The organism is Cystobacter fuscus DSM 2262, assembly GCF_000335475.2.
GTDB classification, from domain to species: domain Bacteria; phylum Myxococcota; class Myxococcia; order Myxococcales; family Myxococcaceae; genus Cystobacter; species Cystobacter fuscus.
Genome location: NZ_ANAH02000016.1, coordinates 70,571 through 84,703 on the forward strand (window position 1 = coordinate 70,571; position 14,133 = coordinate 84,703).

Consider the following 14,133-nt stretch of genomic DNA (forward strand, 5'->3'; position numbering starts at 1 on the left):
GGGGGCGGTTGCTTTATTGGGGCTCGCGCACGCCGATGGCGAGCTGTCCGAGTCCCGCGCCCTTGGCCAGCTCCATCACCTGCACCACCGTGCCATGGGGCACGCCCTCGTCCGCCTGGACGATGACGATGGTGTCGGGATCCTTCTGCTGGGCGTCGGTGAAGGCGCGCTTGAGTTCGTCCTCGCTGACGACGTTGCCGCCGAGCACGAATCTCCCGTCCGAGAGGATCGCCACGGACATGTCCGTGGCGCGCGCGGTGACGTCCGTGGCGCCGCCCTTGGGCAGGTTCACCTTGAGGCCCGTCTGGGCTCCGCCGCTGGGCGCCTGCTGCACGATGACCGAGCTGGTCACCATGAAGATGATGAGCAGCACGAGGAAGATGTCGGTCAGCGGAGTGATGTTGATCTCCGCGAACCCGACCTCGTCACCCCCCTCGGAGTCGCCGGGTATCTTGCCCATCGCCATGTGAGTGAACCTCAGGTGTCCGTGGGGGAACGCGCTTCCGCGACAGCCGCGGGGGCGGCGGGAGCGAGGGCGGCGGGAGCTCCCAGGGGCCGCTCGCGCAAGAGCTCGACGAACTCTTCTCCCAACAGCCGCAGCTCCACGAGCACGCGCGACAGCCGGGCCTGGAAGTAGTTGTAGAAGGCCATGGCCTGCACGGCCACGAGGATGCCCACCGCGGTGGCCACCAGCGCCTCGGAGATGCCCGTCATCACCGCGCCGGTGCCGCCCGTGCCTCCCGCCGCCACGTCCAGGCCCAGGTCCTTGAAGGACTTCATGATGCCGGCCACCGTGCCGAACAGGCCCACGAACGGCGTCAGCGAGCCGATGGTGGCCAGCAACCACAGGTTGCGGCGCAGGCGCAGGCCCACCTGGGCGCGCTCGCGCTCCACCGCCGAGTCCACTCCCTCACAACTGCCGCGCGTGCGCTCGAAGCGATCGAAGCCCGCGAGGAAGATGTCGGCCACGGCCGCATTGGAGCGCTCGGTGGCGGAGCGGGCCGCGGCGATGTCTCCGCGCAACAGGTGCTTGTGCACGGTGTCCCCGAGCAGCCGGGAGCGCTCGCTCACCCCCCAGAGGGTGATGAGCCGCTCGATGGCCACCACCAGCGCCACCGTGGAGGCGAGCAGGAGGAAGGCGAGGGTGAAGCCGCCGATGCGCAGGTAGTGGAGGATGTCGGAAAGGCTCATACGGGAGTGGCCAGGGAGGTCGCCGGGCGCGAGACTTAAGCCATGAACCGCGCTGCCGTCGCAATCTTCCTGGCCCTCGTTTGTTCAGGCTGTCCCAAGCGCCTGGATTTCGGGCCCCGGGGCCGTATCACCCAGCCCGAGGAGCTCTTCCGCCTGACCCGCGAGGCCCAGGACGTCACGGCGACGCTCCAGGGGGATGGCAAGCTGCGCGTCGAGTCTCCCCAGGGCACGGGCACCGTGTCCGTCTTCCTGGCCGCCTCCCGGCCGGGCCTGCTCCGGGTGGAGATGTTCGACTTCTTCAACCGCCCCATCGCCGTGCTCGTCACCGACGGCCAGCGCTTCGGGCTGCTCCAATTCCAGGAGAACAAGTTCTACCAGGGGCCCGCCACCCCCCAGAACCTGTCGCGCTTCCTGCCGCTCGCCCTGCCGAGCGAGGAGCTGGTTTCCGTGATGCTCGGCCGGGTGCCCTTCATCCCCGCCGAGCGGATGACGCTCGGGGTGGACGATAAGGAGGCGCTCTATGTCCTCACCCTGGTGCGCGGCGGCGTGTCCCAGGTGCTGCACATCCATCCCCGTCACCTGCGGGTGGTGCGCAGCGAGGTCCAGGGGGCGCGCACCTACGCGCTGGAGTACGGCCGCTTCGAGCCCCAGGGCGACGCCGTCTTCCCCCACCAGGTGACGCTCCGGGCCGCTTCGGCGGACACCTCCCTGGGGCTGCGCTACACCGATGTCACGCTGAATGAGGCCCCGGACCTCACCCTCTTCGATTTGTCCGCCCCCGAGGGCGTTTCCGTCGTCGAGGTGGACGAGGGGGGACAGGCCCTGCCCCCGGTCGCCCTGCCGCCCGCCGCGCCGGGCTCCTGAGCGGCTCAAGAAAAGAGCAACCCCCGGCATCTCGGGGTAGAGTGAGGCGACCGGCGGGTCCGTTCGGGCCCCCACGACCGTGACATGGCACAGATCAAGCTCGGCGAACTGCTGATCAAGGCGAATGTGCTCCAGGAGAGCCAGCTCAAGGCGGCGCTCGCGGAGCAGGCGAAATGGGGCGGAAAACTGGGAGAAATCCTGGTGCGGATGAACTTCGTGTCCGAGGACATCCTCGTCCGGGCGCTCTCCAAGCAGCTCGCCATCCCCGCGGTGAACCTGGACGCACTCAAGGAAGTCCCCAAGCACGTGCTCAACCGGGTTCCGGTCCAGACGGCTCGGGACTTCGCGCTGCTGCCCATGCAGTTGCGCGATGACGGCAAGACGCTGGTGGTGGCCATCGCGGATCCGCTCAACGTGCGGCAGTTGGACGAGCTGCGCGCCATCACCAAGTGCCGCATCGTCCCCAACGTGGCGGGCCGCACGGCCATCGCGCGCGCCATGGCTCGCTTCTACGAGGACGGGGGCGAGCTGGAGGACGCGGACACCAACTTCAAGGTGGTGGACTCCCATGGCCGCACCGTCGTGCGGAACATGAAGGACTCGCCCGCCACCCAGCCCGCTCCCGCTCCGGCCCCCATGCCGCCCATGGCCTCGCGCGAGTCGCCCTCGGTGCGCTCGGGCGCCAGCCCCGTGGAGATGCTGCGCGGCGTGGAGGAGGTGCAGCGCAAGGAGGTCGCGGCCCTCAAGGCCATGGTGGAGCTGCTCATCGAGAAGGGCGTCTTCACCCGCGATGAGTACCTGGCCAAGGTCAAGCGTTAGGCCGCCCCCCTCGGTCCCCCATGCGCAAGAAGATTGGCGAGCTCCTCCTCGAGTCCGGCGTCATCAATCCGGAGCAGATCCGCAAGGCGCTCGGTAAGCAGCAGCGCACCCGGGCCCGTGGCGTGCGGCTGGGCTCGGTCATCGTCACCCTGGGCTTCGCCTCCCTTCCCGAGGTGGCCCGGGCGCTCGCCCGGCAGGCCAACCTCCCGTTCGTCGAGCTGCCAGAGATTCCCCCCGAGGTGCGCGCGCTCGTGCCGCTCGACTTCCAGATCGAGCACCGCCTCGTGCCGTTCCGGCTCGAGCGCGAGGGGCGCGTGGAGCGGCTGCACGTGGCGGTGGATGATCCCTCGGATCTGCGCCCCGTGGAGGAGCTGAGCTTCCAGCTCAACAAGCCCATCCGCGTGCACGTGGCCGCCGAGGACGACCTGGATCGGGTGCTGGAGCTGGTGAGTGGCCGGGTGGTGGACGAGCTGGAGGACGAGGACGAGCCGCTGGAGATGGCGCACGGCGGCCGGGCCGACGTGTCCCTCCTGGATTGGGAGCCGCCTGTCTCCGCGAAGCCCAGGCCCCCGCCGCCTCCTCCCTTCTCCGACGAGGACGAGGACATCACCCTCATCACCCCTCGCGCCCCCGCGAAGGCCCGGAACGCCGCGCTGCCGCCCCCGCCTCCCCAGGAGAACGGGGAGGTGCTCGACGAGCTGCTCGGTGAGGGCGTGCGCGAGGCCGACGACGCGGCCCCCGAGGAGGAATCGCGCAAGGGTGTGCCCGTGGTCGTCTTCGGAGGGGCCGCCAAGGGCACGCCGCTGCCGCCGCCCCGGCCCGAGCTGCCCGACATCTCCGAGGAAGACCTCAAGGTACTCGAGGACCTCGAGCGCATGGCGGATGGCGCCGAGGCGGAGCTGCACACGGAGAAGGTGAAGCCCGCGCGCATGGTGGCCAGCCTCATCCGCCTGCTCATCCGCAAGCGCCTCATCCACGAGGAGGAGTTCCTGGAGGAGTTGTCCCGGAAGTGAAGGCCCGGGCCGGCTGTTCACAGGCCCTCCCGTGCACCCCATGTCCGAACCTCTTCTCGACGTCCGCGGATTGAAGACCCAGCTGTCGCTGGACGCGGGTCCCGTGCTGGCCGTGGATGACGTGTCCTTCTCCCTTCCTCCCGGGGGCACCCTGGGCGTGGTGGGGGAGAGTGGCTGCGGCAAGAGCCTCACCGCGCTCTCGGTGATGCGCCTGGTGCCCGAGCCCCCGGGCCGGGTGGTGGGCGGGCGCATCCTCTTCCAGGGCGAGGATCTGCTCGCGCTCCCCGAGGAGAAGATGCGCCGCAAGCGCGGGCGCCACCTCTCCATGGTCTTCCAGGAGCCGATGACGTCCCTCAACCCCGTCTACACGGCGGGCGAGCAGATCGCCGAGGGCGTGCGGCTGCACCTGGGCCTGTCACGCTCCGCCGCGAGAGAGCTCGCCGTGGAGATGTTGCGACAGGTGGGCATCCCCGCCCCCGAGCAGCGCGTGGACAGCTACCCCCACGAGTTGTCCGGTGGCATGCGCCAACGGGTGATGATCGCCATGGCGCTCGCCAGCGGCCCGGAGCTGCTCATCGCGGACGAGCCCACCACCGCGCTCGATGTCACCATCCAGGCGCAGATCCTCGAGCTGCTCAAGCGGCTGCAGACCGAGCGCCGCATGGCGGTGATGCTCATCACCCATGACCTGGGCGTGGTGGCGGGGCACTGTGACACGGTGGTGGTGATGTACGCGGGCCGCGTGGTGGAGCGCGCCCCGGTGAAGGCGCTCTTCCGGCAGCCGGCGCATCCGTACACCGCGGGCCTGCTCCGCTCCATTCCAGCGCTCCAGACGGTGGAGGGGCCACCGGGGGCGCGTCCCCGGTTGAAGACGATTCCCGGCATGGTTCCGAGCCTGCACCGGCTGCCCGGGGGCTGCCGCTTCCGCGACCGGTGCGAGCGCGCCCTGGACCTCTGCGCGCGGGTGGAACCCCCCTTGGAGTCCAAGCGCGAGGGCCAGGAGGCCGCATGTCACAACCCGGTGCCCGCGCCATGACCGAGCCCCTCCTCACCGAGCCCCTCCTCACCGAGCCCCTCCTCCAGGTGCGAGACGTGAAGACCCACTTCCCGGTGCGGAGCGGGCCGTGGGGGCGCGCGCGCGGCAGCGTGAAGGCGGTGGACGGCGTGAGCTTCGACGTGCGGCGCGGCGAGACGCTCGGGCTGGTGGGCGAGAGCGGCTGCGGCAAGAGCACGCTCGGGCGCACGATCCTGCGGCTCGTGGGGCCCACGGCGGGCTCCATCCGCTTCGAGGGCCGGGAGCTGACGGGCCTGTCCCAGCGGGAGCTGCGCCCCTTGCGGCGGCGCATGCAGCTCGTCTTCCAGGATCCCTATGCCTCGCTCAACCCGCGCATGTCCGTGCGGGAGTTGCTCGGCGAGCCCTTCGCCATCCACGGGCTCGAGCGGGGCGCCGCGCGCGAGGCGAAGGTGGCCGGGCTCCTGGACATGATGGGCCTGCCGCGCGAGGCCCTGGACCGCTACCCGCACGAGTTCTCCGGAGGCCAGCGCCAGCGCATCGGCATCGCCCGCGCCATCGCCCTGCGGCCGGACCTGGTCGTCGCCGACGAGCCCATCAGCGCGCTCGACGTCTCCATCCAGGCGCAGATCGTCAACCTGCTCGGGGATCTCCAGCGCGAGCTGGGGCTCACCTACGTCTTCATCGCGCACGACCTGAAGATCGTCGAGTACGTCTCCACGCGCGTGGCGGTGATGTACCTGGGCCGCATCGTGGAACTGGCGGACGCGGCGGACCTCTACCGCACGCCCCGGCACCCCTACACCCAGGCCCTGCTGTCGGCGGTGCCGGTGCCGGATCCCGAGCGGCGCCGGGAGCGCCTCCTGCTCCAGGGCGATGTCCCGTCTCCGCTCGCGCCTCCTCCCGGGTGCGCCTTCCATCCGCGCTGCCCCTTCGCCATGGAGCGCTGCCGGCGGGAAACGCCGCCCCTCTACTCGCTGGAGCGGGGGCATACCGCCGCGTGCTTCCTGGTGGAGAACGACGCGCGCGAGCGTCCGGCCTCCACCCCGGATGCTTCCCCCAGCCACGAGGGAGGGTAGGGTGTTCTGGCTCAGTCACCATCATCCCGAGGAGTACAACCGCACCTATGTGCTCGGGGGCGTGCGGGTATGCGCCCGCTGTCTGGGCACCTACCCGGTCCTGCTGGCCGTGCTGGTGGGGCTGTTCAAGCTGCGTGCCCCGCTGACTTGGTCCTGGGACGTGCCGGTGGTGCTGGGCCTCACCCTGCCCGCGCTCGTGGACTGGGCCGTGGGCCGCTTCCGTCCCACCGGGGGCTCCAACGCCGTACGCACGCTCACCGGGGTGCTGCTGGGCATGGCCCTTGGTCGCTCGCTGTTCATCCACCTCCAGCGACCCCTGCCCGCGGTGCTCCTGTGGCAGGCGGCCCTGGTGGCGGGCGTCGCCATCCCCGTGCTTCTCGCCACCTCCCGGAAATCCAATCCGGGCCCCTGACGGGTGACAGCGGCGGCACTCCCTGTCATTCTGCCCACTTACGGGGCCCGCTGAAGACCGTAGACCTGAATCCTTCCTCGTCCGTTGAAGCGGGCGGATGGGATGAGGCGGGGCGCGGGGCCCCGGGCTTGGGGGAGTGTTGGAACCGGATCTCTCAGACGAACGGTTGATGCTCGCCTTCCGGGCGGGAGACCCCCGTGCGTTCGAGGTCCTGGTGCGCAGGCACCGGACCCCGGTGTTCAACTTCATCTTCCGCTTCACGGGTCACCGCGCCCGGGCGGAAGACGTCCTTCAAGAGACGTGGTTGAAGGTGGTGCGCGGCGCACCGGACTACGAAACGAAGGCGAAGTTCACCACCTGGCTGTACACGATCGCGAGGAACCTCTGCGTGGACAGCGCGCGCAAAGAGAGCTATCGGCAGGCCGCTTCGCTGGAGTCGCCCACGGTGGGCTCCGAGGGTGAGGACAGCCGTCCGTTGGGCGAGGCCCTTCCCGACGAGGGCGCGAGCCCCGAGCGCGGCGCCTACAACGCCCGGGTGAGGCCCTTGCTGGAGCGCGCCCTGGCCAGCCTGCCCGAGGAGCAACGGGAGGTCTTCGTGTTGCGCGAGTACAGCGGCATTCCCTTCAAGGACATCGCCGAGGTGACGGGCGTGTCGGAGAACACGGTGAAGAGCCGCATGCGCTATGCCTTGGAGGGCCTGCGCCGGCGGCTGGCCGAGCTCGGCGTGGATGGCGATCTGGCAGAGGATGGAAGGACGGTGGCGGGATGAAGACCCAGAATGCCCATGCGCACGAGGATCGGCTGCTGGACTTCGCCTATGACGAGCTGCCGCAGACCGAGGCTCATGCCGTGGAGCAGCACCTCCAGGGCTGCTCGCGGTGCGCGGAGACCCTCCAGGGCATTCGTGGTGTGCGCCGCTCCATGGCCCGCCTTCCCCAGGAGGCCGCGCCAGAGACGGGACTGGACTCCCTGCTCGCGTACGCGCAGCAGTCGGCTCGCCGGGCCGCGGCGGGCGCGGAACCCGCCCCTCGCTGGTGGCGCCGCCTGATGGCTCCCGCGTTGGGCATGGCGGCCGTGAGTGTCTTCGGGATCGTGGTCCTCCAGGTGAACCGCGAGGTGGACCTGAGCCCCGCGCTCCAGAGCACCGCGCACAAGTCCGCCCCGGCCGCCAAGGCCGTGGTGCCCTTGGCCGTGGCCCCTTCCGCCGTCCCCGCGCAAGCGTCGCGTCTCGCGGAGGCCGAGCCCCTCGCGGCTCCCCAGCGCACCGACAAGCCCTCCTACGCCGCACCCCGCCCCTCGATGGCCAAGTCGATGCCGCTACCCGCGGCGCGAGGCCGGGCCGCGGAGGGAAAAGGTGGTGCGCTGACCGGAATGGGCGGGAGCGCCTCGAAAAGGAAAAGCACGGTGGCCTCCGACGACTCCGCGCCCGCGCCGCTCGAGGAGAGCGTCCAGGGGATGGCGCTGGCGGAGAGCGCGCCCCCTCCAGCCGCCATGGCTGACGCCAGTGCCCAGGAGGAACTCCCGAGGGATTTGGCGAGGCTCGCGCCCACCGGGGCACCCCCGCCGCCCGCCGCTCCGGCGAGTCCGCCGCCTCGCGTGGCCAGCGCCTCGCCGCGGCCGGAGCCGTCCAAGTCCAAGGATGGAGTGGATACCGAGGAGAGGGAGAAGAGCGAGAAGGCCGAGGGCATGTCGGCTTCCAGAGGCCTCTCGGCCGCGCGGGCTTCTCCGTCCCCCGCGGAGCTGATGCGGCAAGCCGACCTGGCCCTCCGCTCGGGAGATCGTTCCCAGGAAGCCGTCTTCCTGCGCGCGGCCCTGGCCGCTGGCGCCCAGGGCACTCAAGCCCTGACGGTGCTCTCCCGGTTGTGCGACGCGGAAGCCGCGCTGGGTCGGCGGCGCAACGCCATCGAGGTCTGCAAGCGGGTCGTGGCGACGGCACCCGGCACCAGTGAGGCCCGGTCGGCCCTCCGCGTCCTGGAGGATCAGCTCCGCGCGCCCGAGCCCGAGGCCGGCGGCGAGGTCGAGAAGCGCTAGTCCCGCCACGCTGGCGCGGCACGCCGCCGACTCACGGCGGCACGGACGCGCCCTCTCCGGAGGCCGGAGCGAGGTCCGGATTGTAGGCTCCCCGGAAGACCACGGGCTCGCCGTTCGGCGCCTGGAGCCGCCATGGGTCTCCCTCGGGAGACAGGCCCACCGCCTGGAACTCGTAGGCCACGCCGCCCTCCACGACATAGAGGAACACCGTGCCCGGTGGCGCCTCCGGGGGCAGGGCCTCGAGCGAGTCCACCTTCTGGATGCGAAAGGGCAGGGGCGCGAACGAGCGCGTGCGCACGGGTGTGGGCTGCTCCTGGGCCACCTGCTGAAGCGCCTGTTGCCAGCTCTCCGGGTCCTCGGGAAGGGCGCCGCGGGTCTGCAGCGCCTCCACCATGCGGCCATGGAGCGCCCGGGCCACCTGGAGGATCTTCAGGTTGGCCGAGGGAGGGCTGCGCCCCGGCACGGGTCCCTCATGGGAGTCCCAGAGGGTGAACACCAGTCCCGCGAGGACGAACAGCGACCACGAGAGCCGCGCGCTGCGCCCGCGCAGGCTCTGCACCAGGATGACGCCCATGCCGAGCACGGTGGCGAGCACGGCCAGCACCAGCGCCGGACGCGGTGGCGGCCCGGCGTGGAAGGGCTGCGTCTGGGTGCGCCACAGGTGCTCGAACTCCGCCATGCCGGCCACGACACAGATGGCGGTCAGTCCGCCGAAGACGATGCCGTGGATGACGCGGAGCGCGAGCGGTGAGGCGGGGGCGGCGCGGGACGGGGTGGGCTTCACGGGAACGGCAGGTTGAGCACGAAGTAGAACGAGTCGTAATAGATCTGGTACGCGCGCAGGAAGGCGTCGATGACGTTCATCTTCTCCTTCCCGTTGCCCAGGTCGACGCTCATCATGACGATGAGGCCGAACACCAGCACCCAGTTGATGAAGGAGTACTCCACCATGGCCTGGCCACGACGGGCGCGGCGGCGGAGCGTTTGGGTCGGCACGGGCGTCTTCATGGGCGGTTGTCCTTCGACTCTGAATCAGTCTCGGCGGGAGGCTGGAACTTGAAGCGCGAGGGTAGCTGTTCCTCGGTCCCCAGGGGCATCTTCTTGTCGTTCGGGGAGGGGCGCACCATGCGGGGCCGGGCATCCACGCCGTAGTCGCGCACCTCCATCGTGTACTGGATGGGGGGAAACTCGATCTTCGCCAGCCGCAGGATGGGCACTTCCCGGCTGATCCAATAGCGCTTGACGACGAGCTGACGGTAGCGGACCTCCATCGGCTCGGCCTGCACCGTCCCCGCGAGCGTCATCACCCGCGCGGGCCTGCCCCGGGTCACGCTCGTGTCCGGACCCGCGGGCAGCTGCTCGGTGGGCGGGGAAAGGGCGGCCGGGGGCGCTTCCGGTTTGGGCGTCCCCATGAAGTGGGCCACGGCGTCCTGCTCCAACTCCTGCAGCTTCTCGTAGCCCTGGCTGACGAACAACCGCGTCACGCCCTCCGAGCGCAGCCCCACGTCACGCGTCACCAACATGAGGTACTGCGCCATCGGCGCCTTGAGCTCCGAGTGCCTGCCGAACTCCATCTCCACCCACACCGCGTCCCGCCCTCGCGCGTCCTTCTCCTCGCCGACGACGGCCAGGCGCATGAAGCCCTGCTGGGGCGCGCCATCCATCTGGTACGTCACCCACTCCCCGACGCGGGCTTCCAGCCGGGCGGGGGCGGACTCGAAGAGCATCCGGCTCTCGCGGGACAGCTGCGGCGGGGCCGCCGCCACCAGCACCACCGACACGGCACACAGCAGCGCGCTCATGGCTTCTTCTCCCGGCGCTGCTGGACTTCGCGCGCGTGCGCCTCGCGCGCCTGGCGCACGGCGTCCGCGTTGGGCATGCCGTCCGGCCGGTCCGTTCCCACCCAGCTCTGCGACACGGCCACCTGCGAGGGGGCCAGCTCCACCAGCGTGGTGATCGCCTGCTCGGCTCCGCGCGTGAACTCGAGCACGATGTTGCGCTGGCCATCCAGCTTGCCTCCGGACTCGCGCACCGGCTTGTAGCCCGTGGCGGTCATCTTGGAGACGAGCTCCTGCCGCACCACGTCCAGTCCCCGCTCCACCACCTGGGTGCGGTGATGGGTGCTCCCGGCCTCGTCCCTCGAGCCCACGTCCGCGCTGAAGAGCGAGCCCTCGATCTGGATGAAGCGGCCCTTGCCCGCGTCCGGCGGCTTCTCGTACAGCCAGAGATCCTTGAGCACGGTGAAGCCCACCGTCCTGTCCCGCTCGGCCCGCAGCACCACGGCCCGCTGGAGCCCCTCGCGGGTATAGAAGGCCGACACCACGGCCTCGTTCTTCAAGTCCCCCTCCACGACGACCGGGTAGCCCTGCTTGCGCCAGTAGCCCTGGAAGTACTTGGCCACCTTCTCCAGGGAGTCCTTGGTGGTGAAGTAGGCCATGCGGTGGTACTGGCCGTCGATGAGCAGATCATTGCCGATCCGCGTGTGCACGGTGCCAGGATAGACCGCGAGCTCCTGCTCGGCCCGCGACACGGGGGCCCAGAGGAGCAACACCAGGAGGGGGAGGGGGCTTACTCGCACGACACCTTCTTCTTGTTCTTGTCCTTCTGGACGCTGGGATCGGGGGCGGGCGTGTTGGGCATGTCCGCCTGTTCGTTCTTGCAGCCCATGAAGCTGTTGCCCCGGGCCATGAACACCTTGCGGTAGAGCGAGTCGTCGTACTTCTGGGTGTCGCGGAACGGAGCGGTGTCGAAGCAGCGCTGGGCGTCGTCGTCCAGGCCGGGATACTTGTTGAGGTTGTTGAGCCCCACCGAGGCGCCATGCCCCGGCTTGTTGCACTCGTTGCCCTCGGCCGAGGGCTCATAGTTGTGGGCGACCACGAACGGTCCGAAGAAGTCGGGGAACACGAAGTTGGCGATCGAGCCGAGCGCGTCCAACCCCACCTTGTCCGCGTAGTTTCCTACACCCAGGAACGTCATCCGGTCCACCTGCGCGGCCATGCCATGCTGGCTCTCCCCCCCGCTGTGCACGCCCGCCCGCTTGGGGGCCATGACGGCGTTGGCTCCGTCGGGCAGTTGCCACCCCGTGGCGATGAGCGTGTAGCGGTTCTTCACCGGCAGGTTGCTCAGGTCCTTGCCGCCCCAGTTGTCCACGTCGAAGAAGCCCTTCTGCTCCTGCTGCAGGTAGTTGCGGGGCAACCCGAGGCTGGCGAGCTTGCTGGTGATCTCCACCTGCACCTGCCCCTTGGTGTTCATCTTGAAGTGGTCGAGGAAGAAGTTGAGCGTCTTGCCCACCGCGCTGGAGGCCTCGCCGCCAATGCCTCCGTTTCCCTCGAAGACGCGGCTCAGGTCGATGCCCGCCACGGTCTGGTTCTCCACCTTCACCTGCACCGGCTCCGCGCTCAGCATGAAGCCGAACTTGCCGTCCGGCTCGAGCGAGTCCAGGTCCTTGTAGCGCTCGGTCGCCTCGTCCACCGCCGCCTTCTGGGCGGTCTCGAAGGCCTTGTCATGATCCGCGCTGCCGTAGTCGCTCAGCGTGTAGCTGCTCATCTCCCACGCCGTGTAGCGGCTGGCCTCCTGCATCTTGAGCTTCGCCCGGATGATGTCGCTCAGGAACATGCTGAACATGAGGATGGACACCAGCAGGGGCACCACGAGCGCGAACTCCACGATGGCGGCGCCGCGCCGGACGGTCTTCTTGTGTGCGCGTGAGCGGAGCATGACGGTTCTCAGTGGGTGATGATCTTCGCGGGCGTGTCGCGCACGGACTCGGGCAGCGCGTTGGTGAGCTTGTTGATGAGCGGCAGCGACTCCCGGCCCTGCCAGACGGCCGCCAGCCGCGGTCGCCAGTAGGGGTTGAAGAAGTTGGGCTGCTCGGTCCAGTTGCCGGGCCGGTGGTAGTACGTCTGCCCGCGCGAGATGACGCTCATGCCCGAGGAGATCTGGAAGCCGGCGATCTCCAGCTTCTTGCGATCGTTGTCCAGGTCCAGCGTCGTGGACGACCCTCCCATGGAGAAGGTGAGCTTGCCGCTGTCGTTGAGCAGGCCCGGCCGGTTGTAGGTGGCGCCGGTCTGGTCCGCCTTGGAGTTGTGCAGCTCGTCCGTGCTCTTGTTGAGCAGCACCCACGTCGACGGCTGGTTGAAGTCATGCTTGCGCTGGGCCATCTCCGTGCTGCTGGGGTCGGCGCCGAAGCCCCCTCCGCAGTCCTTCGCGTAGTCGCCGGGCTCGAAGTGCGGGAAGGGCATCAGGCCTTCCCAGGCGTGGTCCTTGTCATCCGGATCGATCCGGGTGTTGGCCACGAACACGGACATCTTGAACAAGCACTTGATCGGCGTGTCCAACAGACAGGGCTTGCTCTCGTAGAGCCCCACCTTCTCGTCATCCTCGTCGGAGGCCTGGCCGGGGAACACCACCCGCCAGTGCGCGCCGCCCTTGCGCTCACTCTTGCTCAAGGCCCAGATGCTCGTCTTGAGCGTGCTGTCCTTGTCCTCGCGCGGATCTCCCCAGCAGTCGCGCCACGTCCGCTTGTCCCCCGAGCTCCTCTGCTTGGGGCAGTAGAAGGGGTTGTTGAGCGGGCCGAGGCTGCTGCCCGGCCCCAGCTTGATGTAGTACGGGTCGTCCGAGGCGAGGATGTCTCCCTGGGCGATCATGCCCATGGGGGAGTTGGGCAGATCGTTCATCTCGCGGATCTTGTTGCGCTTCTTGGACTTGGACCCCGTTTGGTCCTCATCCGTGCCGTAGCCGAGCTTGTAGGTGAGAAAGCGCGTCTGGCCCCACTTGGGAATGTTGTCGAGGAAGCTCTCCAGGGGCGAGAGCCAGTCGGGGATGGGCAGCAGCGCGCCCAGGGTGCGCTTGGTGACCAACGTCTCCGGGCACAAGCTCGTCTTCGCGTCACAGGGGAAGCGCGTGGCGTTGGTGATCCCCGCCATCACCCGCTTGGCGCGGGCGACCTTGCTGGACTCGTCCCGCACCGTGGGGTCCAGTTCCTTGAAGGGGTTGACCGGAGAGAACGGCGTGCCGTTGGCCTGCTTGTAGTGGGTGCGGTTGTAGAGGCACTGATTGATGAGCCCCGCGAGCGTCTGCGGGATGAGCGAGTCCACGTTGGGATCGTTCGCGGCGATGATCGTGTTGGAGGTGCCCAGCACGTAGGTGGACGTGGACATCATCACCGCCGTGGACGCACCGGCCATCACCCCGTTGAGCATCCGGTGCCCGGGCACCACGATCCTTCCAATGGCGCGATCGATGGCCGGGAAGACCTTCTTCATCACGTCGAGGATCATCCGGATCGCCTTGTAGACGATGTCCAGCGCCTTCATGATGATGTTGATGTAGGGGATCCGGTCGAGCACCGCGCAGACGATGATCCAGTAACTGCTGCGTGAGTCCGAGGGGAAACACGGACCGATGGTGCGCATGAACCCGAAGATGTCCGTCAGGAAGGCCTGCACGGAGAACAGGAACGAGTCAAGCGACTGCCACATCATCGCCGACACGTAGTGCGACACCTGGGTGCGGTTGGTGAACGCGTAGAAGTTGAACGCGCGCGCCTCCATCGCCGCCGTGGAGTAGGCCGCCGCGTCCGCCGTGTTCTGCAGGCGGATGCGCTCGTGCACCCCATGGCCGATGTTCACCGTCGTGATGAGCGCGATGCTCAGGATGAGCATCAACAGGCACGCGAGCACGAGGGCCTGGCCCTCCTGCCGCTTCATGCCT

16 protein-coding genes are annotated in these 14,133 nt (G+C 69.1%); 8 read left to right on the plus strand and 8 right to left on the minus strand.

Annotated elements, in window-relative coordinates; all coding sequences use genetic code 11:
• Window positions 1–13: 13 nt before the first annotated feature.
• Together D187_RS27265 and D187_RS27270 are read right to left on the minus strand one after the other, a co-directional pair.
• Complete coding sequence (locus D187_RS27265) at window positions 14–466, minus strand: ExbD/TolR family protein (RefSeq protein ID WP_002624325.1); 453 nt, start codon at window positions 464–466, stop codon at window positions 14–16.
• An 11-nt stretch (window positions 467–477) separates the two neighbouring features.
• Window positions 478–1,191: a MotA/TolQ/ExbB proton channel family protein gene (locus tag D187_RS27270; RefSeq protein WP_002624326.1), complete on the minus strand. Its 714-nt coding sequence runs from the start codon at window positions 1,189–1,191 to the stop codon at window positions 478–480.
• Between the two features lie 42 nt (window positions 1,192–1,233).
• On the opposite strand from D187_RS27270, the gene D187_RS27275 reads away from it, so the two are divergent.
• From D187_RS27275 to D187_RS27310, 8 genes are all read left to right on the plus strand, one after another.
• Entirely contained in the window at window positions 1,234–2,055 is an 822-nt protein-coding gene (locus D187_RS27275; protein ID WP_002624329.1) for a DUF4292 domain-containing protein, read from the plus strand.
• An 84-nt stretch (window positions 2,056–2,139) separates the two neighbouring features.
• Window positions 2,140–2,874: a cyclic di-GMP-binding domain-containing protein, MshE-related gene (locus tag D187_RS27280; RefSeq protein WP_002624331.1), complete on the plus strand. Its 735-nt coding sequence runs from the start codon at window positions 2,140–2,142 to the stop codon at window positions 2,872–2,874.
• A 20-nt stretch (window positions 2,875–2,894) separates the two neighbouring features.
• Complete coding sequence (locus tag D187_RS27285; RefSeq protein ID WP_002624334.1) at window positions 2,895–3,887, plus strand: GspE/PulE/PilB domain-containing protein; 993 nt, start codon at window positions 2,895–2,897, stop codon at window positions 3,885–3,887.
• Between the two features lie 40 nt (window positions 3,888–3,927).
• Window positions 3,928–4,923: an ABC transporter ATP-binding protein gene (locus D187_RS27290; RefSeq protein ID WP_043431706.1), complete on the plus strand. Its 996-nt coding sequence runs from the start codon at window positions 3,928–3,930 to the stop codon at window positions 4,921–4,923.
• Window positions 4,896–5,978 (plus strand): ABC transporter ATP-binding protein, encoded by a 1,083-nt coding sequence (locus D187_RS27295; protein ID WP_002624338.1) that lies wholly within the window; start codon window positions 4,896–4,898, stop codon window positions 5,976–5,978. Before D187_RS27290 ends, D187_RS27295 begins: the two co-directional genes overlap by 28 nt.
• A 1-nt stretch (window position 5,979) precedes the next feature.
• Window positions 5,980–6,390 (plus strand): DUF2085 domain-containing protein, encoded by a 411-nt coding sequence (locus tag D187_RS27300; RefSeq protein WP_002624340.1) that lies wholly within the window; start codon window positions 5,980–5,982, stop codon window positions 6,388–6,390.
• Window positions 6,391–6,526: 136 nt separating this feature from the next.
• On the plus strand, window positions 6,527–7,159 hold the full coding sequence (locus tag D187_RS27305) for an RNA polymerase sigma factor (protein ID WP_051256565.1): 633 nt from the start codon (window positions 6,527–6,529) through the stop codon (window positions 7,157–7,159).
• The gene (locus D187_RS27310) at window positions 7,156–8,421 is read left to right on the plus strand and encodes a zf-HC2 domain-containing protein (RefSeq protein WP_002624342.1); all 1,266 of its coding nucleotides are present in this window, start codon (window positions 7,156–7,158) and stop codon (window positions 8,419–8,421) included. Before D187_RS27305 ends, D187_RS27310 begins: the two co-directional genes overlap by 4 nt.
• 31 nt (window positions 8,422–8,452) lie before the next feature.
• Here the strand turns inward: D187_RS27310 and D187_RS27315 are convergent, their stop codons facing one another.
• Genes D187_RS27315 through D187_RS27340 form a run of 6 tightly spaced genes read right to left on the minus strand, consistent with a single transcriptional unit; the run spans window position 8,453 to window position 14,129 of the window.
• Window positions 8,453–9,205, minus strand: a complete 753-nt coding sequence (locus tag D187_RS27315) for a hypothetical protein (RefSeq protein ID WP_002624343.1) — start codon at window positions 9,203–9,205, stop codon at window positions 8,453–8,455.
• Window positions 9,202–9,429 (minus strand): hypothetical protein, encoded by a 228-nt coding sequence (locus D187_RS27320; RefSeq protein WP_002624344.1) that lies wholly within the window; start codon window positions 9,427–9,429, stop codon window positions 9,202–9,204. The genes D187_RS27315 and D187_RS27320 overlap by 4 nt, the downstream gene beginning before the upstream one ends.
• Window positions 9,426–10,223: a hypothetical protein gene (locus D187_RS27325; protein ID WP_002624345.1), complete on the minus strand. Its 798-nt coding sequence runs from the start codon at window positions 10,221–10,223 to the stop codon at window positions 9,426–9,428. The genes D187_RS27320 and D187_RS27325 overlap by 4 nt, the downstream gene beginning before the upstream one ends.
• Window positions 10,220–10,999 carry a hypothetical protein gene (locus D187_RS27330; protein ID WP_043431687.1) on the minus strand — a complete coding sequence of 260 codons (780 nt, stop codon included), beginning with the start codon at window positions 10,997–10,999 and terminating at the stop codon, window positions 10,220–10,222. Before D187_RS27330 ends, D187_RS27325 begins: the two co-directional genes overlap by 4 nt.
• Window positions 10,990–12,138, minus strand: coding sequence for a TadE/TadG family type IV pilus assembly protein (locus D187_RS27335; protein ID WP_002624347.1), 1,149 nt, complete (start codon window positions 12,136–12,138; stop codon window positions 10,990–10,992). Before D187_RS27335 ends, D187_RS27330 begins: the two co-directional genes overlap by 10 nt.
• Before the next feature lie 8 nt (window positions 12,139–12,146).
• Window positions 12,147–14,129 carry a pilus assembly protein TadG-related protein gene (locus D187_RS27340; protein ID WP_002624348.1) on the minus strand — a complete coding sequence of 661 codons (1,983 nt, stop codon included), beginning with the start codon at window positions 14,127–14,129 and terminating at the stop codon, window positions 12,147–12,149.
• Window positions 14,130–14,133: the final 4 nt, after the last annotated feature.

Coding starts and splice junctions, on each gene's coding strand:
- D187_RS27265 (WP_002624325.1), bottom strand. CDS start 466: ATGGCGATGGGCAAGATACCCGGCGACTCCGAGGGGGGTGACGAGGTC.
- D187_RS27270 (WP_002624326.1), bottom strand. CDS start 1,191: ATGAGCCTTTCCGACATCCTCCACTACCTGCGCATCGGCGGCTTCACC.
- D187_RS27275 (WP_002624329.1), top strand. CDS start 1,234: ATGAACCGCGCTGCCGTCGCAATCTTCCTGGCCCTCGTTTGTTCAGGC.
- D187_RS27280 (WP_002624331.1), top strand. CDS start 2,140: ATGGCACAGATCAAGCTCGGCGAACTGCTGATCAAGGCGAATGTGCTC.
- D187_RS27285 (WP_002624334.1), top strand. CDS start 2,895: ATGCGCAAGAAGATTGGCGAGCTCCTCCTCGAGTCCGGCGTCATCAAT.
- D187_RS27290 (WP_043431706.1), top strand. CDS start 3,928: ATGTCCGAACCTCTTCTCGACGTCCGCGGATTGAAGACCCAGCTGTCG.
- D187_RS27295 (WP_002624338.1), top strand. CDS start 4,896: ATGTCACAACCCGGTGCCCGCGCCATGACCGAGCCCCTCCTCACCGAG.
- D187_RS27310 (WP_002624342.1), top strand. CDS start 7,156: ATGAAGACCCAGAATGCCCATGCGCACGAGGATCGGCTGCTGGACTTC.
- D187_RS27320 (WP_002624344.1), bottom strand. CDS start 9,429: ATGAAGACGCCCGTGCCGACCCAAACGCTCCGCCGCCGCGCCCGTCGT.
- D187_RS27325 (WP_002624345.1), bottom strand. CDS start 10,223: ATGAGCGCGCTGCTGTGTGCCGTGTCGGTGGTGCTGGTGGCGGCGGCC.
- D187_RS27335 (WP_002624347.1), bottom strand. CDS start 12,138: ATGCTCCGCTCACGCGCACACAAGAAGACCGTCCGGCGCGGCGCCGCC.
- D187_RS27340 (WP_002624348.1), bottom strand. CDS start 14,129: ATGAAGCGGCAGGAGGGCCAGGCCCTCGTGCTCGCGTGCCTGTTGATG.